Source organism: Sutcliffiella horikoshii (assembly GCF_019931755.1).
Lineage (GTDB): Bacteria > Bacillota > Bacilli > Bacillales > Bacillaceae_I > Sutcliffiella_A > Sutcliffiella_A horikoshii_E.
In genome coordinates this window covers 395,414-413,567 of the sequence record NZ_CP082918.1, presented here as the reverse complement: position 1 = coordinate 413,567, position 18,154 = coordinate 395,414, and the positions used below count along the sequence as shown (strand labels likewise).

The following is an 18,154-nucleotide window of genomic DNA, read 5'->3' as shown; positions in this document are numbered from 1 at the left end:
CAACATGCCTATGTGGCTATGGTTTGTTATCGGATTTGCAATTCTTTTGGCCTTCGGTGCGCTCGTAGACTATTTTGGGAAAAGAAGAAGGAGTACGGCAGACCCCTCGGCATCCACTAAAACAGTCGACCAAGTAAAATCAAATCAAGAGACGTTTTATCGATGATGCATGGTTTCTTTAGAGTTTTTACTTTTGAAAAACCGCTTCTTAATAAGAGGCGGTTTTTTAGTTTGTTTGGTTGAGAGAAGTTAAGAGGAACCGTTCTATTAGACTTTTCATGGGGGATTTCACGCAGTTCGGGCATATAGAACCCTTCTATTAGACTTTTTATGAAGAATTTCACGTGGTTCGGGCGTATAGAGCCCTTCTATTAGACTTTTCATAGGGTTTCCCCCACCGTTCGGGCGTATAGAAGCGTTCTATTAGACTTTTCACGGGGTTTTCCCCACCGTTCGGGCTTATAGAGCCCTTCTATTAGACTTTTCATGGGGTTCCTCCCACTGTTCGGGCAGATAGAACGGAGCTCCATCCATGGAAAAAAAGATGGCCCGCTGCATTTCCATCACAGCGGGCCACCTTAACTCATTTACACTTCTTCAGTTTTTTTCTCTTCTGCAATACGCTCAAGCGCCATCTCGTAAGCATCGTTACCATAGTTCAGGCAACGTTTCACACGAGAGATTGTCGCAGTGCTTGCACCGGTTTCTGTCTCGATTTTATGATACGTGAAACCTTCTCTCAGCATTCTTGCCACCTCTAGGCGCTGTGCCAAAGATTGGATTTCATTGATGGTACAGAGGTCATCGAAAAATCGATAGCACTCTTCCATATCTTTTAAAGAAAGAATAGATTCAAAAAGTTGATCCAGTTCTTTTCCACGTAGTTTATTGATTTGCATGATTGATTTCTCCTTTGCTAATTAAGACTAGTATATGACTTTTTCAAAATCGGGAATAATTTGAATCCACGTTTTGCCTGGGGCAAGTGGGACCTGTTCGCCATTTTTGTAGGGAAGGATCTTGCCGTCCACCGATTTCCATTCCACATCGAAACGCTCTCCATTTTGGATGAGCACACCGTTGCCGCCGGAAGTAATATCGATGTCCCTTCTACCTTGTTTATCTACCACAAGATGAGACGTTTCTACTAAGAAAACATTATGTGCCACAATCTCTTCCTTCGTTTCAAGGTCTGTGTGCTTCACGCCGCCACTATAGCGGACATATCCTTTTTTCTCAGGATCGTATCTATATTCAACATGTGTTGCCTGTCTGGATGAGTATTCAATTTTCACTTGTTCTAAAGCGGTACCTTCATATGGATTGATCTGTCCTTTTTTAAAAAAGGTGAAAGGTTTGACCTCCGCTTGTGTCTCATAATTTTGTAGCTCTGCGCCTTTTTGGATATTTTCAGAGCTGATATAGGAATTATGCGGCGCCTTTCGGAAACTTGCCCGTTTGAAAAGCGTTCCGTCATAGGTCAGGCCGTTAATTCCATCCACTTCTCCTGCTTGTATCTTCTCTTTGGCACCAGGACTCCAACCATGAAAAACATATAATGGGTCATAGCCTTTTGCCAAATCTACAAAATATGCTCTTGAGCTCCTGACAGGGCCGACAGTTTCCGGCATTTCACTGTGAAAAATCGCAAGGAGTCTTGTAATATCGCCTTCTGCCAGCACTTCATATACAATATCGGCCTTATGCAATCCAGACTGTGGCCTTGCTTTTATATCATTATTCACCATCACTGCAACAGGTCGGGCATCTACCTTTTCCTCAACCATTTCTCCAGTTAACGGTGCTTGCTCCATCGGTTCGGAAACCTCTGTTGCCACTTGCTCTTCCTCTTCTATCGCTACTTCCGTGGTCTCTTCACTTTGCTCTTGACTAGAATCAACATTTTTTTCATTATTGGATTGACAGCCCGCCAACATAAGCATGAGGCTTGCCAACAATAACAACATCTTATTCCTACTCATCCTAACACAAACACAACCTTTAGTATTTTTTCATACTTTTATATTTTAACGCATTATTGACGGAAAGAGTACCGTTTTATTCATCACATCGTATATTCCTCTAGGTGTTATTCTAATATAAGGAAGATGTGTAGATGATAAAAATAACAACGTATAGATCGGATCATTAAAGCTATAGCCTCTTTCAAAAAGTTGATTTCGCAGTTCTGTTTCCTGCTTCATCAACTCTTCCATGCTACAATCCGACAATCCACCTGCAAGCGGTAATGGGATGTCACAAATGACTTCTCCATCTTCCACCAGCACCATTCCTCCGCCTAAGTCTTTCATATGTTGGAACGCCTTCATCATAGCGCTCTTGTCTTTGCCGATCAGCACGATATCCCCTGTATTGGAATAGGAGCTCGCAAACCCTTGGACATGCGTGCCAAACCCTTTAAGAATCGTGTTCACACGCCATTTCCCTTTCCGGTCAATCAACATGAGATACGACTGATCATGGGATGTGGACAGACTGTCACCTGAAACATCCACTGAGATAGTATATGGCTTGATAATCACTTCGTTAACCATTTCCATCCCAAGTGCCATCGAAAATTGTAAATCATCCATGCTTAAATCCCAATTAAGTTTCATTGGCTCTAAGCCGAGTGAAGGCCAATTCTGGGCAGGAAAAGCTTCCTTTACCGGCTCGTTGTCCCTTGTCACCCACATACCTTTTGAAAGAACGAACACTGGAGTCGGCTCTTCTTTTGCCTTCAGGAAGTTGATGTTTGCGATCCGACCAGGAGCAATGCTTCCATGCAACTTATCAATAGAAAAATGTCTTGCCGCATTATAAGAGGCCATTCTGTACGCCTCAATTGCCGGCACTCCTTTGTCTAAAGCAATGGCGATGGTCCGGTCAATGACACCGCTTTCATAAAAGCTCGGTGTAGAGCCGTCTGTGTTGAAAAAAGTCTGGTCATAATAATGAACGCCTGACGCTTCAAGCTCTTCTAAAATTAACGGAAGATCCGGCCTGATGGACGAATAGCGCAAGGAAGCGTGATAGCCTTGAGAGATGCGTTTGATGACATCCGCCCCGTTCATCGCCTCATGGTCGCTATGAATGCCAAGCAGCTGCATTTTGGTCAGCGTCTTTTCAGAAGCACCAGGAAAATGACCCTCCACCGGCTTTTTGCGCGCATTCGCTTCTTGTACCCAATGCAGAATCAAGTCGTCGCCTGCCATTAACTTCGGCCAGCATGTCAATTCTCCGCCTTGCATTACAAGAGGATGATTCAGCCAACTTTTCATATTTGGGGTTGAGAAAATATCATCCTCATTTTTGATCTCCGTCTGCGCATCAAATCGGCACCACCAGTACATCGTCGCAGCAGACTTGTTCATCTCCTCTATAAAAGAAAACGCTTTCTTTTTTGTCATCTGCAAAGTAAGCATCAAGTTGTCATTGACGAAGGTGGTTGTTCCTAATTTAGATGCATATTGCGCAAAGGACAGGGGATTATAAAGTTGAAACGGATGCACATGCGGCTCGATATATCCCGGTACAAGGAATTGCGAGGTACAATCGACCATTTCTGTGTTCACTGTGTTTCCCGGCAGCTGGTCCCCTACATAGACAATTCGATCTTCATGGATCCAGATGTTTGCCGTCATCCATGTTTTTAATTGCACATTTAAGTATGTTGCATTGGTAAAGACTAAGGTTGGTGCTTGTTTCCCATCAATCACGGCAACCTGTTCTCGAATTTTTTTGTTTTTCCATCTATATGCTTGTTCATGCATGATTTATCACCCACTCTTTGTGAGATTGTATCTTTATCTTATTTATTCGGTAAATATTATTTTGATATAACCTCTTTTTACCATGGTACCACAACAGAGTCTTGCTTGCATTATCGTTATTGATAATTATGTGAAAATTTATGCAATTTAATGGTTTAACTTAAGAAAATCATTGGGGCGACCATATCGTTCCTAAAAAACTTTGGAGGGATTCTGATGAAAGTAAGACCAAATATCAGCATCATCAACGCGATGATTCGCATCACAGCAGGATTTGCTACATTAGCCTGGATTACAAGCAAAATGGTTCGCCGTCCACACCGCGACTCCTACAAGCTTGTTGCCCTGCTTGCCGGAATGAAAATCGCTGAAGGTATCCTGCGCTACTGCCCGATGACCGCAGGCTTCGAACGCTTCCAAGAATACCGCAACGACCACAACAGCGAAAACAACCACTACAACTTCGACTTCGACGACTTCGAAGCCAAAGCAAACGGCGACAACGGAGCCGACTCTTACAACCCTTCTTGAGGGGAAGATGAGTTTAAAAATGAAAAAAAAACACCTTTGGGGGTCAGACCCCCAAAGGGTTTTCGTCACTCACGTCGAACAATATAAGGAGGTATGAAAAATGCTTGAGTATTTAACGGATATGTCGTTTGTGTTAGCGACGATTATTGGTGGTATTGTGGCTATTTTGTATGTGTTTGTTAAGAAGAAACGCCGGACGCAATAGCTTTATGGCCGATGTCCTTGCGATAGAATAGATTATCACATTTTACTTTAAGCAATTCTTCGTACACTTTTTTCTGCGCTTGATCCAAGTTGTCGCTTTGTGCTGCAACCAACAGCACGCGGCCGCCGTTTGTTACGAGCTTTCCTGCCTTAGCTTCTGTTCCGGCATGGAAAACCAAACCTTCACCAACTTGATCCGCACCTTCAATAACCGCACCATTTTCATAGGCTTCCGGATATCCTTTGGAAGCCATGACAACGCCAATTACAGATTGATTTGACCACTTAAGCTCTAACTCTTCGTCTCCACGTAAAACACCTGTCAAAACTTCCGCCAAATCAGATTCCAGTCTAGGCAACACGACTTGAGTTTCCGGATCACCAAAGCGTGCATTGAACTCAATTACCTTTGGACCTTTCTTTGTCAAAATCAACCCTGCATATAAAATACCGACGAACGGACGTCCTTCGTCCACCATTGCTTTACCTGTTGGAAGCAGCACCGTCTCCAATGCCTCTTCCACAACTGATTGTGGGATTTGCGGCACTGGCGAGTAAGCTCCCATTCCACCTGTGTTTGGTCCCAGGTCCCCGTCAAACGCACGTTTATGATCTTGCGCGATGACCATCGGATACACCTTCTCACCGTTCACAAATGCCATAAAAGAGAACTCTTCTCCTTCAAGGAACTCTTCAATCACAAGCTTGGAAGACGCTTCTCCGAATTTGGATTCTGCCATCATTTCGTGCACCGCATCGAGCGCTTCCTCATCCGTCATGGCTACCACAACGCCTTTTCCAGCTGCCAATCCGTCAGCTTTCAGGACAATCGGAGCACCTTTGCCTTCAATATACGTCCTTGCTTCCTCGTAATCTGTGAACGTTTCATAGCCAGCTGTAGGGATGCCGTATTTTTTCATGAGATCTTTGGCAAAGCCTTTGCTTCCTTCTATGAGAGCCGCCGACTTGGTTGGTCCGAACACTTGAAGCCCTTCAGCTTGGAATGCGTCGACAATTCCGTTTAGTAAAGGTACTTCCGGGCCTACCATGGTGAGGTCAATTTGGTTTTCTTTTGCAAAATGAATCAAGGAGTTTGTGTCGGATTCTTGGATGGGTACAAGGTTTCCGACTGCTTCCATGCCGATGTTTCCTGGTGCGATAAAGACTTCTGTTACGGATGGGCTTTGTGCGAATTTCCAGGCGATGGCGTGTTCGCGGCCACCTTTTCCGATTACGAGTACTTTCATGGTTTTTCCTCCTGACGTGTTGAGGGATGTATATTCGTTAACTCCCTGTTTCCTTCCGTTCCAGGTGTTCGCTTTCCGCGGGGCGGTGCTTGAGCCTCCTCGCTTCGCTGTGGGGTCTCAAGTCTACCGCTACCTCCCGCCGGAGTCTCACACCTTGCACTTCAGTCAACAGGGGAAACTGATCAATCATTTGCTAATCTTATTTTCATTTAATGAACAACCTTCTATTAATGCTTAAAATGTCTCATCCCGGTAAAGACCATGGTGATGCCGTGTTCGTCGGCTTTTTTGATGGAGTCTTCGTCTTTGATGGAGCCCCCTGGTTGGATGATGGCGGTTACGCCGGCTTTTGCGGCTGCTTCGACTGTGTCGTTCATTGGGAAGAAGGCGTCAGATCCCAGTGCGGAACCGGCTGCTTTTTCGCCAGCCTGCTCGATGGCGATTTTCGCTGCGCCAACACGGTTCATCTGTCCTGCACCAACGCCGACAGTCTGCCCTTCTTTTGCAAGAACAATGGCGTTGGATTTCACATGCTTCACGACTTTCCATGCAAGTTTCAAGTCTGCCCACTCTTGCTCGGTAGGCTCGCGCTTTGTTGGAATAGTAACCGTCGCGTCTTCCAGGCCAAACTGATCCTCGTCTTGCATCAACAGACCACCGCGAACGGATACCATGCGTGATTGCATCACGCCTGCCCCGTTCATATCTACCAATAACAGTCTGATATTCTTTTTCTGCTTCAAGACAGCCAACGCATCCTCACTAAAGGAAGGTGCAATAACAATCTCCAAAAACAATTCATGTAAAAGTTCTGCCGTTTCCTTATCGACTTCGGTGTTGAAAGCGATGATGCCGCCGAAAATGGATACCGGATCTGCTTCATATGCACGACGGTATGCTTCCACCGTTGTTGCACCAGTTCCCACGCCGCAAGGGTTCATATGTTTGACTGCAACTACTGCAGGATCTTTGAATTCTTTTACAATCTGCAATGCCGCATCTGCGTCATTAATATTGTTGTAGGATAATTCTTTTCCATGAAGCTGCTCGGCTGATGCAATAGAGAATTCAGACGCAAGTGGCGCTTGGTAGAAAGCTGCCTTTTGGTGCGGGTTCTCCCCGTAGCGCAAGTCTTGTTTCTTCTCAAATGTCACAGTCAATGACTCAGGATGCTTTTCTTCCACTGCTTCTGTTAAGTAGTTGGAGATCATTGCGTCATATGCTGCCGTATGGCGGAATACTTTTGCTGCAAGGCGACGGCGTGTTGCCACCTCGACTTTTCCGCTTTCTTTTAGCTCAGCTATAACGCCATCGTAGTCAACCGGATCTACTAAAACAGCAACGTCCTTATGATTTTTTGCTGCTGCACGAAGCATGGTCGGTCCGCCGATATCGATGTTTTCAATCGCATCTTCAAACGTGGAATCCGTTTTAGAAATCGTCTCTTTAAATGGATAAAGGTTCACCACAACCAAGTCGATTGGAGTAATTCCGTGCTCCTCAAGCTGCGCTTGGTGACTTTCGTTGTCACGCATTGCCAATAATCCACCATGAATCATCGGGTGCAAGGTTTTCACACGGCCATCAAGGATTTCAGGGAAACCTGTCACTTCGGAAATTCCGATTACCTTCACACCATTATCCTGCAAAACTTTTTTTGTCCCTCCAGTAGAGATAACCTCCACACCCAGGTCCACTAATTGTTGTACAAATGGGACGATGCCCTCTTTATTGGAAACACTCACTAATGCTCTCATCGTATCGCTGCCTCTCCTTTGACTGAAAAAAGTTGTTGTAAGGTTTTTGGGTAAAATGAATGTTCTACCTCATGTATTTTCGTTTCTAAGCTTTCACGTGTATCGTCAGGTCCAATTTCAATTGCCTGTTGAGCGATGATTGGACCGGTGTCCATGCCTTCATCAACAAAATGAATGGTCACTCCTGTTAGTTTCACACCATAATCGAGCGCTTGACCAACCGCATCAAGGCCTGGAAATGCCGGGAGGAGTGAAGGGTGGATATTGACGATTCTCCCCTTATAAGCGTTGAGCAGCGTCGGTCCGATCAGACGCATATACCCTGCCAGGACGATAAAGTCCACTTTATACCGCGCCAATTCTTGGAGAATATGACCTTCAAATTCTTCTTTATTTTGATAGCTTTTCGGTGCAAATGCAAAATAAGGAATGTCTGCAGCCGTCGCACGTTCCACCACAAAGGCGCCAGGTCTGTCACACACAAGCAATGCCGGTGTGGCATCAAGCAAGCCTTTCCGGCACGCGTCCGTGATCGCTTGAAAATTGGAGCCGCTTCCGGAAGCGAAAATGGCGATTCTCGTTGTCATCGGATTTCTCCTCCGCCAAACGTGATGCCCTCGCCTTCTTTTACACGGCCAATCAAGTACGCCTTCTCTCCGCTTCCTTCAAGGATACGAACCACTTCCGGTAAAATTTCTTCATTGATCGCAAGCACCATGCCAATTCCCATGTTGAAAATATTAAACATTTCCTTGCGATCCAGCTCGCCAACCTCTTGTAAAAGATCGAAAATCGGCGGGATCGGCCAAGTTCCATAATCCACTTCAGCTTGCAATCCTTCTGGAAGCATGCGTGGGATATTTTCGATAAATCCGCCGCCCGTAATATGAGCCATTCCGTTGATGTCGTATTTTTTCAGAACTTCAAGGATTGGTTTCACATAAATTTTCGTAGGAGTCAGTAGCTCTTCGCCAAGCGTCCCGTCAAAGCCATCGTACTTTTTATGGAGGTCTAGTTGTCCTTTTTCAAAAACAATTTTACGTACCAACGAGTACCCATTGCTATGAATTCCGCTTGAACTTAGACCAATCAACACGTTTCCAGGCTCTATTTTGGAGCCATTAATCAAGCGCTCCTTGTCTACCACGCCAACCGTAAATCCTGCCAAATCATACTCCGTGTCGTCATACATACCAGGCATTTCTGCCGTTTCGCCGCCAACCAGTGCGCATCCCGCTTGCTCACAACCGTCCGCGATTCCTTTCACGATGCTCTCAATGCGCTCCGGCACCGCTTTTCCGCATGCAATATAGTCCAGAAAATAAAGCGGCTCTGCGCCTTGCACGACGACATCGTTCACACACATCGCAACTGCATCCACCCCAATGGTGTCATGTTTGTCGAGCTGGAAAGCAAGCATCAGCTTTGTGCCGACTCCATCTGTTCCGGAAACGAGCACCGGATTTTTCACATTTACCGCCGATAGGTCAAACAGGCCGCCAAAACCGCCGAGCCCCCCCATCACTTCTGGCCTCATCGTTCTAGCCACATGCTTTTTCATACGCGTCACCGCTTCATAGCCCGCTTCTATATCTACACCCGCTTGCTTGTATGCATTTGCCATATGTGTTGTATCTCCCTTCCAATGGAAAAGCGACGAATCTTAAGAATCCCGCCGCTTTTTTGTAAGCTTTTTTGAAAAAAGGTAATTTATGTTTGGTTTTTCAATGTATTTGGATGACTTTACCCTGGGTCACACGGGTATCACGGTGGATTGTAACTATTTTTGGTGTTATTGTAACTTTTTTAACTTTGATTGTGACTTTTTCCATGCTGATTGTGACTTTTCCAACCGTTATTGTAACTTTTCCAAAAATCAGCGCCCCACCAAGCCTTGCAACCTAGCACTTCTCATGCGGCAGCACGGTGTCCGGGAAAATCTCCGTCGGATACTTGCCGGTAAAGCACGCCATGCACTGGCCGCGCGTTTCCCCTTCAAACGGGCGATCAATCGCCTCGACCATGCCACCAGGACTCAAGAACGCCAACGAATCCGCACCGATAATCTCACGCATTTCCTCCACAGAATGGGAAGAAGCAATCAACTCTTCATGCGTCGACGTGTCGATTCCGTAAAAACAAGGATTCTTAATCGGTGGCGAACTGATACGTACATGCACCTCTGTTGCCCCTGCATCGCGAAGCATCTTCACAATTCTTCTGCTTGTCGTCCCGCGTACGATCGAATCATCGACCATCACCACGCGCTTGCCTTCCACAACACCGCGGACAGGAGAAAGCTTCATCTTCACACCCTGCTCACGCAATGCTTGGGAAGGCTGAATGAACGTTCGGCCTACATATCTATTTTTGATTAGTCCAAGCTCATAAGGAATGCCAGAAAGCTCCGCATAGCCGATCGCCGCTGAAATACTGGAATCCGGTACCCCAGTTACAACATCCGCTTCCACAGCTGACTCCATTGCCAACTGCTTGCCTAAGCTTTTTCTAGCTGTATGCACATTGATGCCGTCAATATTGCTGTCAGGTCTGGAAAAATAAATGTACTCCATGCTGCACATCGCACGCTGGGTATGCAAGGTGAACCGCTCAGAATGCAAGCCACCATTATCGATGATCAACAGCTCCCCAGGCTCAATGTCACGGATAAATTCCGCTCCAACCACATCAAACGCACAGGTTTCCGACGCGACCACATAAGCATCATTCAACTTACCCAACGAAAGCGGACGCAAGCCGTTCGGATCAAGCGCGACCATCATTTCTGTCTCTGTCATGATTAAAAAGGCATACGCACCTTTTAACATCGACAACGCATTTTTTACACGATCCTTCAAAAGAGTGTAGCCGCTTCTTTTTATCAGATGAGCCAACACCTCTGTGTCAGAGGTCGTCTGTAAAATACTCCCCATCGTTTCCAACTGGTGCTTCAACGCGTTGGCATTTACGAGATTTCCATTATGGGCAAGTGCAAGACTGCCAGATTGAGAGTGGAAAAGTAAAGGCTGCACATTCTCATAGCCGCCTCCCCCTGCCGTTGCATAGCGAACATGGCCAATCGCTGCTTTTCCAGCGCCAAGATCTTGCAATCTACCATTACCGAACACTTCGTTCACAAGGCCTTCCCCTTTTACCGCGACAAGCTTTTCCCCATCTGTTGAAACAATCCCTGCGCCTTCCTGGCCACGGTGTTGCAGGCTGTGCAACCCGTAATAGGTAATCTGGGAAGCTTCGGGATGTCCCCAGATCCCGAACACCCCACATTCCTCATTCAAGCCTTTTAGTTCAGCAAGCATGGAATAGCTCCTTTCCAAGCATCGCGAAGGTCGTCCACAGACATATGGACTGCGACTTCACGAGATGCCGATTCAATATGAAGATTTCCTGTTGCCGTCACCGTTCCTACTAAACTAGCATCCGCAACTGCTGCCTCAAATGCCTCTTGATTTTCAGGACGAACAGAGACAACAAAACGAGATTGTGTTTCACTGAACAGTGAAGACGTCATGTCGCCCGTTAGCGTCACTGCCGCTCCCAAACCGCGGGCACCCATCGCACTCTCCGCCAAAGCCACACCTACTCCACCTTCAGATACATCATGAGCAGACGCAACTAGTCCAGCGCGGATTGCCGACAACAGCTCATCTTGACGTCTAGCTTCCACATCTAAATCAATTGCAGGTGCCTTACCGAAAATCTTGCCGTACGTAAGCTTTTGCAGCTCACTTCCACCAAACTCGGAAGCCGTCTCCCCGATCACATAAATTAGGTCGGCCTCGTTCTTAAACTCTTGAGTTGTCACATGCTTCAAGTCGTCAATCAACCCGACCATGCCGACTACAGGTGTTGGGTAAACTGCCACGCCGTTTGTTTCGTTATATAAAGATACATTTCCGCCGATAACCGGGGATTCTAACTTGCGGCAAGCTGCACTCATGCCGTCTGTCGCTTTTTCAATCTGCCAGAAGATTTCCGGCTTTTCAGGATTACCAAAATTTAAGCAGTCTGTGATAGCCAATGGCTTCGCACCGGAACACACGATATTACGTGCCGCTTCTGCCACTGCAATCATGCCACCGACTTCCGGATCCAAATATAGATAACGGGAGTTACAATCGGTTGTCATAGCCAACGCCTTTTCTGTCCCGCGGATACGGACCACCGCCGCATCGGAACCAGGAACCACTACCGTATTCGTACGTACCTGATAGTCATATTGGTCATAAACCCACTCTTTGCTCGCAATTGTCGGCTGTTTCAACAGAGCCACTAACGTCTCTTCATAGTTCGCAACTTCAGGCACCGCTACTTCCATCTCCTGGAACTCACGATAATAAGCAGGCTCAGTAGAAGGCTTGTGGTAAACAGGCGCTTCCTCTGCCAACGCATCGACCGGTACATCTGCAATTACTTCACCTTTGTGAACAAGGCGCAATTTCTTATCATCCGTTACTTTTCCAATCGAAACAGCTTCTAAGCCATATTTCGAAACAATCTCATGCGCTTCATGCTCACGGCCCGCTTCCACGACGATCAGCATGCGCTCTTGGGATTCCGAAAGCATCATTTCATAACCAGTCATGCCTGTTTCACGCTGTGGCACAAGATCCAGATTCATCTCAATCCCGGAACCTGCCTTGGATGCCATTTCTGCAGAGGAACTAGTCAAACCAGCCGCTCCCATGTCCTGGATTCCAACAAGGCCATCCCATTTCACGATTTCCAAGCAAGCTTCAAGCAGCAATTTTTCCATAAAAGGATCGCCGACTTGAACCGCCGGACGTTTCTCTTCGGACGCTTCCGACAATTCTTCTGATGCAAAAGTTGCCCCGTGAATCCCATCGCGTCCCGTTTTTGCCCCAACGTACATGACGGTATTGCCGACACCTTTTGCCTGCCCTTTTTTGATATCTTCATGATTGATCAGACCCACACACATCGCGTTCACGAGCGGGTTGCCATCATAGGCCGGGTCGAACTGGATCTCGCCGCCAACTGTCGGGATGCCCACACAGTTTCCGTAGCCTGCGATTCCTGCCACCACTTCTTCAAACAAATATTTCACGCGCGGAGTTGTCAGTTCTCCAAAGCGCAGAGAATTCAATAGTGCAATCGGGCGTGCGCCCATCGAAAAGACATCTCGGATGATCCCACCGACACCTGTTGCTGCGCCTTGGTAAGGCTCGATCGCAGACGGGTGATTATGACTTTCGATTTTGAACACGACTGCCTGATTGTCGCCGATGTCCACAATTCCCGCACCTTCCCCAGGACCTTGCAATACTTTTGGTCCATCAATCGGGAACTTACGCAATACCGGCTTGGAATTCTTGTAGCTGCAATGCTCGGACCACATCACCGAAAATAATCCGGTTTCCGTGTAGTTCGGCAAACGCCTAAGAATTTTTTCTACCATTAGGAACTCTTCATCGTTCAGTCCCATTTCACGGTAAATGCCTTCCGCTTTGATCATCTCTGGATTTGGCTCAAGAAGTAACGACATGTGATTCCCTCCAATTACGAACGATAGATTGAAAGAGTTTAAGGCCATCTGCACTGCCCAACAGCTCAGAAACCGCTCTTTCCGGGTGTGGCATCATACCTAGTACATTTCCTTTTTCATTTACAATCCCGGCAATATCATGTAGACTACCATTTGGATTGTCACCATTATAGGAAAAAGCAATTTGCCCATTGCTTACTAATTCCCCTAAGGTTTTCTCATCACAATAGTAATTTCCTTCCCCATGTGCAATGGGGATGGTGATGATCTCATCTTTTTTATACCCCGATGTGAACATCGTCTCATTGTTCACCACTTTTAACTCCACCGGACGGCACATGAACTTTAAGTTCTTGTTTCTTCTCATTGCCCCTGGAAGAAGACCTGACTCCAGTAAAATTTGAAAACCGTTGCATACGCCTAATATCGGCTTACCCGCTTCAGCTGCCTTTTGCACCTCAAGCATGACATTTGAAAAACGTGCAATCGCACCAGATCTTAGGTAATCCCCATAAGAAAATCCACCTGGTAGTAAAATCCCGTCATACTCATCTAAGTTTGTTGCATCATGCCACACATACTCGACTTCTTCCCCAAGTTCGTCTTTGATCGCGTGGTACATGTCTACATCACAGTTGGAGCCCGGAAACACGATGACTGCAAATTTCACGATCCAACAACCTCCTCCACCTCATAACGGAAGTCTTCAATCACTGTATTTGCAAGCAATCTTTCACACATTTCCTTTACAAGCACGTCTAGGTCACGGTCAGATTTAGCAATCGTCAATTCTAAAAATTTTCCGATACGAACTTCCTCGACCTCTTTGTAAGAAAGACTATGAAGCGAATTTTTCACTGCTGTTCCTTGTGGATCTAATACGCTCTCTCTTAACGTTACGAATACCTTCACTTTATACATGCTGCTCTCCTCCAATACGTGCCAGTATTTTTTCATATGCATCTGTCAGGCTTCCCAGGTTTCTGCGGAAGACATCTTTATCTAACTTTTCATTTGTATCCTTATCCCAAAAGCGGCAAGTGTCCGGTGATACCTCATCAGCTAAAATAATTCTGCCATCCTCTGTTTTGCCAAATTCAAGCTTGAAATCTACTAATCTCAAATTCTTATTTCCGAAAAATTCCGATAATACAGCGTTGACTTTGCGCGCTACATGCTTCAGTATGTCCACTTCTGCAGGTGTTGCAAGCTTCAAAAGTTGAACATGATCTTCTGTAATGAGCGGATCACCCAGTGAGTCATCTTTATAGTAGAACTCGACGATCGGTTGCTCGAGCGTGATGCCTTCTTCGATTCCAAGGCGTTTTGCCATGCTGCCAGCGGTGATGTTGCGGACCACGACTTCCAGTGGAATGATGCTGACTTTTTTCACAAGCTGTTCTGTTTCAGACTTGCGCTCGATGAAGTGGTTTTCGATGCCAGCTTCAGTGAGCATGGAAAATAGTAAGCTCGTAATCTCGTTATTCAATCGGCCTTTGCCTGTGATGTCGGCTTTTTTTTCGCCGTTGAAGGCGGTGGCGGAGTTTTTATATTGAATCCAGACGATGTTTTCGTCGGTTGTTGAGTAGACCAATTTTGCTTTGCCTTCGTATAATAGTTCCTGCTTTTGCAAAGTCATGGGTTTGCCTCCTAAAGAGAAGAGAATTGTGTTTCTGTTAAACTCCCTGTTCATTTCCGTTGCAGGCACTCGCTTTCCGCGGGCGGTCCGGGAGCCTCCTCGGCTTCGCCTGTGGGGTCTCCCCTGTCCCTTCCTCCCGCAGGAGTCTCGTGCCTTCCACTCCAATGAACAGGGCAAAACATCTTATGCAATTAGACTGCTGTTATGACGAAACAACCTAGCTGTTGCTTGGAGCACAGGGCGAAGACTCCTGAGGGGGATAACGGTAGCTTGAGACCCCGCAACGAAGTGAGGAGGCTCAAGCACCGTCCCTAGGAAAGCGAAGCCCAGTGCGGAAAGCAACAGCGGTGCTCCACCAATTTTAAAGCCCTAGTCGGTCAAAAATCGTATCAACATGCTGCAGGTGATAGTTGTAGTCGAAGCAGTCCTCAATTTGTGCCGGAGTTAGGCGGGAAGTAATTTTCTCTTCGCCCTCCACTAGCTCACGGAAATGTACTTGCTTCTCCCAAGCTTCCATCGCTTTTGGCTGAACCGTATCATATGCTTCCTCACGGGACATGCCAGTGTCAATCAACGCAAGCAACACGCGTTGGGAGTAGATAAGACCCAATGTGCGGTCCATGTTGCGCTTCATGTTTTCCGGGAACACCGTCAAGTTTTTGATGATATTGCCAAAACGATTCAACATGTAGTTCAATGCAATCGTGCTGTCCGGTAAAATGATGCGCTCAGCAGAAGAATGCGAGATATCGCGCTCATGCCATAGTGGCACATTTTCGTAAGCTGTCATCATGTACCCGCGAATTACACGCGCAAGGCCTGTCATATTCTCCGAACCGATCGGGTTACGTTTATGCGGCATTGCAGAAGATCCTTTTTGGCCTTTTGCAAAGAACTCTTCTACTTCGCGTGTTTCACTCTTTTGCAGTCCGCGTACTTCCACTGCGAATTTTTCGATAGAAGTTGCGATCAACGCCAGTGTGCTTAAGTAGTGAGCATGACGGTCACGCTGTAAAGTTTGTGTAGAGATTGGCGCACGCTGTAGGCCAAGCTTTTCACACACATACTCTTCAACAAACGGGTTGATGTTGGCATATGTACCAACCGCACCGGAAATTTTTCCGAACTCGATGCCTTCTGCCGCTTGTTTGAAACGCTCCAGGTTGCGCTTCATTTCTTCGTACCATAGAGCAAGCTTTAAACCGAATGTTGTCGGCTCCGCATGTACTCCGTGCGTACGTCCCATCATTACCGTGTATTTATGGTCTTGCGCTTTTTCTTTTAAAATAGTGACGAAGCGTTCGATGTCAGCAAGTAAGATCTCGTTAGCCTGCTTCAGCTGGTAAGATAACGCCGTGTCGACTACATCTGTGGAAGTTAATCCGTAATGCACCCACTTTTTCTCATCGCCCAATGTTTCAGATACTGCTCTTGTAAAAGCAACCACGTCATGACGGGTTTCCGCTTCGATTTCTTTGATGCGCTCGATATCGAATGATGCTTTTTCACGAAGCACCTTTACGTCTTCTTTCGGGATATCCCCAAGCTCTGCCCATGCTTCACATGCTAAGATTTCCACTTCAAGCCAAGCCTGAAAACGGTTCTCTTCTGTCCAAATTGCGCCCATCTCGGGTCTTGTATAACGTTCAATCATGTTAAAATCCTCCGTTCAACTGTGTTCCATATCTGCCAGGAAGCCTCTTGCTCCAAAGCCTGTTCTATTGTATCAGCTAAAATGTTGATATGTCCCATTTTTCGTTTCTCTTTTTTCTCAGCCTTGCCGTATAAATGAAGCTTTGCATTTTCATAATGAGGAATGTGCTCAATCGCCGCATCCACATGCTCCCCTAATAGATTAACCATTACCGCAGGCTTCCATAAGGTTGTTTTTCCAAGGGGCATCCCTGTCACCGCTCTGATGTGCTGCTCAAACTGTGATGTCTCACATGCATCCATCGTATAGTGTCCGGAATTGTGCGGCCTTGGCGCCAATTCATTTATATAGAAGGTCCCGTCTTCTAAGACGAACATTTCAACTGCAAGTGTCCCGATAAGGTTAAAGTGCCTTGCCAACGTCATCGCACTTTGAATCGCGTTCATCTCTAGGATCTGATCGACCCTTGCCGGTGCGATTGTTTTATATAAAATATTTTCCCGATGTTCGTTTTCTCCGACTGGGAATGCCTTGATTTCACCATTTGTGCTTCGTGCGACCACAACGGATATTTCTTTTACGAAAGGTATCCATTTTTCAAGGACGCACTCGCCGTGTTGCAGAAGTTTTACAGCCTGTTCAAGTGCAGTGTCGTGTTTTAAAACTACCTGGCCTTTGCCGTCATAGCCGAAGCGGCTTGTTTTCAGGACACTTGGATAGCCGATTTTCTGAATGGCTTCGTTAAGCTCTTCCTGCGTCGTTACCTCCATAAAAGGTGCAACCTGAAGACCTGCAGCTTCAATCGCCATTTTTTCGGTAGCGCGATGCTGGGTTACTTTTAACACTTCACTACCCTGTGGCAAGTAGGCGTTCTCTTCCAGCCAAGTCAGTGCTTCGTAATCGATGTTTTCAAATTCATAGGTGACGACATCTGATAATGAAGCAAGCTTTTTGATGGCTTCCATGTCGTTAAATGCCGCGGTAATTTCGATGTCTGCGACCTGTCCGCATGGTGAATCCGGTGTTGGGTCAAGCACAGCGATTTTAAATCCCATTGCCTTTGCTGATAGGGCCATCATCCGACCTAGTTGTCCGCCGCCAATGATCCCGATGGTTGCTGGTGGTACGATATGTTTAAACAAGCTGATCACTACTTTCTATCACTTGTTGTTCTGTCTTTTCTCGTCGTGCTTGCAGGCGTTCTGCTGTGTTGCTGTCATAAGCGCCAATCATTTGCGCTGCAAGGAGTCCTGCGTTTGTCGCTCCCGCTTTTCCGATGGCGACCGTTGCGACTGGTACTCCGCCTGGCATTTGGACGATGGATAGCAGTGAGTCAAGTCCGTTCAGCGCTTTAGATTGAACCGGTACGCCGATTACTGGAAGCGTGGTTTTGGCTGCTACCATTCCAGGCAGGTGGGCTGCTCCTCCTGCTCCGGCGATGATGACTTTTAGGCCTCGTTCTCTTGCTTGTTCTGCGTAGGTGAACATGAGGTCTGGTGTGCGGTGTGCGGATACGACCTTCTTTTCGTATGGTATATGTAGTTCGTCAAGCATGTCACATGCGTGTTTCATTGTTTCCCAATCGGAAGTACTTCCCATGATCACTCCAACTAAAGCGTTCATTTTGTTGCCTCCCTTTTTGTAATGGTAGGTTATTTGGTTAACTCCCTGTTTCCTTCCGTTCCAGGTATTCGCTTTCCTAGGGGCGGTGCTTGAGCCTCCTGGGCTTTCGCCTGCGGGGTCTCAACCTACCGCTATCTCCCTCAGGAGTCTCACACCTTGCACTCCAGTCAACAGGGTATATTTTTAAAACAGAAAAGCCCAG

The 18,154-nt window shown here is 46.6% G+C and carries 18 protein-coding genes; 3 read left to right on the top strand and 15 right to left on the bottom strand.

What is annotated here, in order from left to right:
• Nucleotides 1–4: 4 nt before the first annotated feature.
• Entirely contained in the window at nucleotides 5–166 is a 162-nt protein-coding gene (locus K7887_RS02185; protein ID WP_223491967.1) for a hypothetical protein, read from the top strand.
• Between the two features lie 421 nt (nucleotides 167–587).
• Here K7887_RS02185 and K7887_RS02180 read toward each other — a convergent pair whose 3' ends face one another.
• Genes K7887_RS02180 through K7887_RS02170 form a run of 3 tightly spaced genes read right to left on the bottom strand, consistent with a single transcriptional unit; the run spans nucleotide 588 to nucleotide 3,773 of the window.
• A complete protein-coding gene (locus K7887_RS02180) occupies nucleotides 588–899 on the bottom strand; it encodes a YerC/YecD family TrpR-related protein (RefSeq protein ID WP_060664037.1) in 312 nt (103 codons plus the stop codon).
• Between the two features lie 27 nt (nucleotides 900–926).
• Nucleotides 927–1,967, bottom strand: coding sequence for a DUF3048 domain-containing protein (locus tag K7887_RS02175; protein WP_223491966.1), 1,041 nt, complete (start codon nucleotides 1,965–1,967; stop codon nucleotides 927–929).
• A gap of 60 nt (nucleotides 1,968–2,027) precedes the next feature.
• Nucleotides 2,028–3,773: an adenine deaminase C-terminal domain-containing protein gene (locus K7887_RS02170; RefSeq protein WP_223491965.1), complete on the bottom strand. Its 1,746-nt coding sequence runs from the start codon at nucleotides 3,771–3,773 to the stop codon at nucleotides 2,028–2,030.
• Nucleotides 3,774–3,989: 216 nt separating this feature from the next.
• Between K7887_RS02170 and K7887_RS02165 the strand changes: the two genes are divergently transcribed.
• Nucleotides 3,990–4,304: a YgaP family membrane protein gene (locus tag K7887_RS02165; protein WP_223491964.1), complete on the top strand. Its 315-nt coding sequence runs from the start codon at nucleotides 3,990–3,992 to the stop codon at nucleotides 4,302–4,304.
• Between the two features lie 100 nt (nucleotides 4,305–4,404).
• On the top strand, nucleotides 4,405–4,509 hold the full coding sequence (locus tag K7887_RS23045; protein ID WP_326929576.1) for an EYxxD motif small membrane protein: 105 nt from the start codon (nucleotides 4,405–4,407) through the stop codon (nucleotides 4,507–4,509).
• On the opposite strand, the gene purD is transcribed toward K7887_RS23045, so the two are convergent.
• From purD to purE, 12 genes are all read right to left on the bottom strand, one after another.
• A complete protein-coding gene (purD, locus tag K7887_RS02160; RefSeq protein WP_223491963.1) occupies nucleotides 4,484–5,755 on the bottom strand; it encodes a phosphoribosylamine--glycine ligase in 1,272 nt (423 codons plus the stop codon). The two genes, K7887_RS23045 and purD, sit on opposite strands and share 26 nt — an antisense overlap.
• A gap of 227 nt (nucleotides 5,756–5,982) precedes the next feature.
• A complete protein-coding gene (purH, locus tag K7887_RS02155) occupies nucleotides 5,983–7,512 on the bottom strand; it encodes a bifunctional phosphoribosylaminoimidazolecarboxamide formyltransferase/IMP cyclohydrolase (RefSeq protein ID WP_223491962.1) in 1,530 nt (509 codons plus the stop codon).
• Complete coding sequence (gene purN / locus K7887_RS02150) at nucleotides 7,509–8,099, bottom strand: phosphoribosylglycinamide formyltransferase (protein WP_223491961.1); 591 nt, start codon at nucleotides 8,097–8,099, stop codon at nucleotides 7,509–7,511. Before purN ends, purH begins: the two co-directional genes overlap by 4 nt.
• Nucleotides 8,096–9,136 (bottom strand): phosphoribosylformylglycinamidine cyclo-ligase, encoded by a 1,041-nt coding sequence (gene purM, locus K7887_RS02145; protein ID WP_223491960.1) that lies wholly within the window; start codon nucleotides 9,134–9,136, stop codon nucleotides 8,096–8,098. The genes purN and purM overlap by 4 nt, the downstream gene beginning before the upstream one ends.
• A gap of 277 nt (nucleotides 9,137–9,413) precedes the next feature.
• The gene (gene purF / locus K7887_RS02140) at nucleotides 9,414–10,829 is read right to left on the bottom strand and encodes an amidophosphoribosyltransferase (RefSeq protein ID WP_223491959.1); all 1,416 of its coding nucleotides are present in this window, start codon (nucleotides 10,827–10,829) and stop codon (nucleotides 9,414–9,416) included.
• Entirely contained in the window at nucleotides 10,814–13,036 is a 2,223-nt protein-coding gene (purL, locus tag K7887_RS02135; RefSeq protein ID WP_223491958.1) for a phosphoribosylformylglycinamidine synthase subunit PurL, read from the bottom strand. The genes purF and purL overlap by 16 nt, the downstream gene beginning before the upstream one ends.
• Nucleotides 13,020–13,706: a phosphoribosylformylglycinamidine synthase subunit PurQ gene (purQ, locus tag K7887_RS02130; RefSeq protein WP_223491957.1), complete on the bottom strand. Its 687-nt coding sequence runs from the start codon at nucleotides 13,704–13,706 to the stop codon at nucleotides 13,020–13,022. The genes purL and purQ overlap by 17 nt, the downstream gene beginning before the upstream one ends.
• Nucleotides 13,703–13,957, bottom strand: coding sequence for a phosphoribosylformylglycinamidine synthase subunit PurS (gene purS, locus K7887_RS02125; protein WP_060664027.1), 255 nt, complete (start codon nucleotides 13,955–13,957; stop codon nucleotides 13,703–13,705). Before purS ends, purQ begins: the two co-directional genes overlap by 4 nt.
• Nucleotides 13,950–14,675: a phosphoribosylaminoimidazolesuccinocarboxamide synthase gene (gene purC / locus K7887_RS02120; protein WP_223491956.1), complete on the bottom strand. Its 726-nt coding sequence runs from the start codon at nucleotides 14,673–14,675 to the stop codon at nucleotides 13,950–13,952. The genes purS and purC overlap by 8 nt, the downstream gene beginning before the upstream one ends.
• A gap of 361 nt (nucleotides 14,676–15,036) precedes the next feature.
• A complete protein-coding gene (gene purB / locus K7887_RS02115) occupies nucleotides 15,037–16,329 on the bottom strand; it encodes an adenylosuccinate lyase (protein ID WP_010191810.1) in 1,293 nt (430 codons plus the stop codon).
• Nucleotides 16,326–17,480, bottom strand: a complete 1,155-nt coding sequence (gene purK, locus K7887_RS02110) for a 5-(carboxyamino)imidazole ribonucleotide synthase (RefSeq protein ID WP_223491955.1) — start codon at nucleotides 17,478–17,480, stop codon at nucleotides 16,326–16,328. The genes purB and purK overlap by 4 nt, the downstream gene beginning before the upstream one ends.
• Complete coding sequence (gene purE, locus K7887_RS02105; RefSeq protein ID WP_223491954.1) at nucleotides 17,464–17,952, bottom strand: 5-(carboxyamino)imidazole ribonucleotide mutase; 489 nt, start codon at nucleotides 17,950–17,952, stop codon at nucleotides 17,464–17,466. The genes purK and purE overlap by 17 nt, the downstream gene beginning before the upstream one ends.
• Nucleotides 17,953–18,154 lie beyond the last annotated feature (202 nt).

Excerpts from the sequence above, each read along its gene's own strand:
- K7887_RS02175 (WP_223491966.1), bottom strand. The coding sequence starts at position 1,967 with ATGTTGTTATTGTTGGCAAGCCTCATGCTTATGTTGGCGGGCTGTCAA.
- purD (WP_223491963.1), bottom strand. The coding sequence starts at position 5,755 with ATGAAAGTACTCGTAATCGGAAAAGGTGGCCGCGAACACGCCATCGCC.
- K7887_RS02180 (WP_060664037.1), bottom strand. The coding sequence starts at position 899 with ATGCAAATCAATAAACTACGTGGAAAAGAACTGGATCAACTTTTTGAA.
- purM (WP_223491960.1), bottom strand. The coding sequence starts at position 9,136 with ATGGCAAATGCATACAAGCAAGCGGGTGTAGATATAGAAGCGGGCTAT.
- purF (WP_223491959.1), bottom strand. The coding sequence starts at position 10,829 with ATGCTTGCTGAACTAAAAGGCTTGAATGAGGAATGTGGGGTGTTCGGG.
- K7887_RS02165 (WP_223491964.1), top strand. The coding sequence starts at position 3,990 with ATGAAAGTAAGACCAAATATCAGCATCATCAACGCGATGATTCGCATC.
- K7887_RS02185 (WP_223491967.1), top strand. The coding sequence starts at position 5 with ATGCCTATGTGGCTATGGTTTGTTATCGGATTTGCAATTCTTTTGGCC.
- K7887_RS02170 (WP_223491965.1), bottom strand. The coding sequence starts at position 3,773 with ATGCATGAACAAGCATATAGATGGAAAAACAAAAAAATTCGAGAACAG.
- purE (WP_223491954.1), bottom strand. The coding sequence starts at position 17,952 with ATGAACGCTTTAGTTGGAGTGATCATGGGAAGTACTTCCGATTGGGAA.
- purS (WP_060664027.1), bottom strand. The coding sequence starts at position 13,957 with ATGTATAAAGTGAAGGTATTCGTAACGTTAAGAGAGAGCGTATTAGAT.
- purC (WP_223491956.1), bottom strand. The coding sequence starts at position 14,675 with ATGACTTTGCAAAAGCAGGAACTATTATACGAAGGCAAAGCAAAATTG.
- purL (WP_223491958.1), bottom strand. The coding sequence starts at position 13,036 with ATGTCGTTACTTCTTGAGCCAAATCCAGAGATGATCAAAGCGGAAGGC.
- purN (WP_223491961.1), bottom strand. The coding sequence starts at position 8,099 with ATGACAACGAGAATCGCCATTTTCGCTTCCGGAAGCGGCTCCAATTTT.
- purB (WP_010191810.1), bottom strand. The coding sequence starts at position 16,329 with ATGATTGAACGTTATACAAGACCCGAGATGGGCGCAATTTGGACAGAA.
- purH (WP_223491962.1), bottom strand. The coding sequence starts at position 7,512 with ATGAGAGCATTAGTGAGTGTTTCCAATAAAGAGGGCATCGTCCCATTT.
- K7887_RS23045 (WP_326929576.1), top strand. The coding sequence starts at position 4,405 with ATGCTTGAGTATTTAACGGATATGTCGTTTGTGTTAGCGACGATTATT.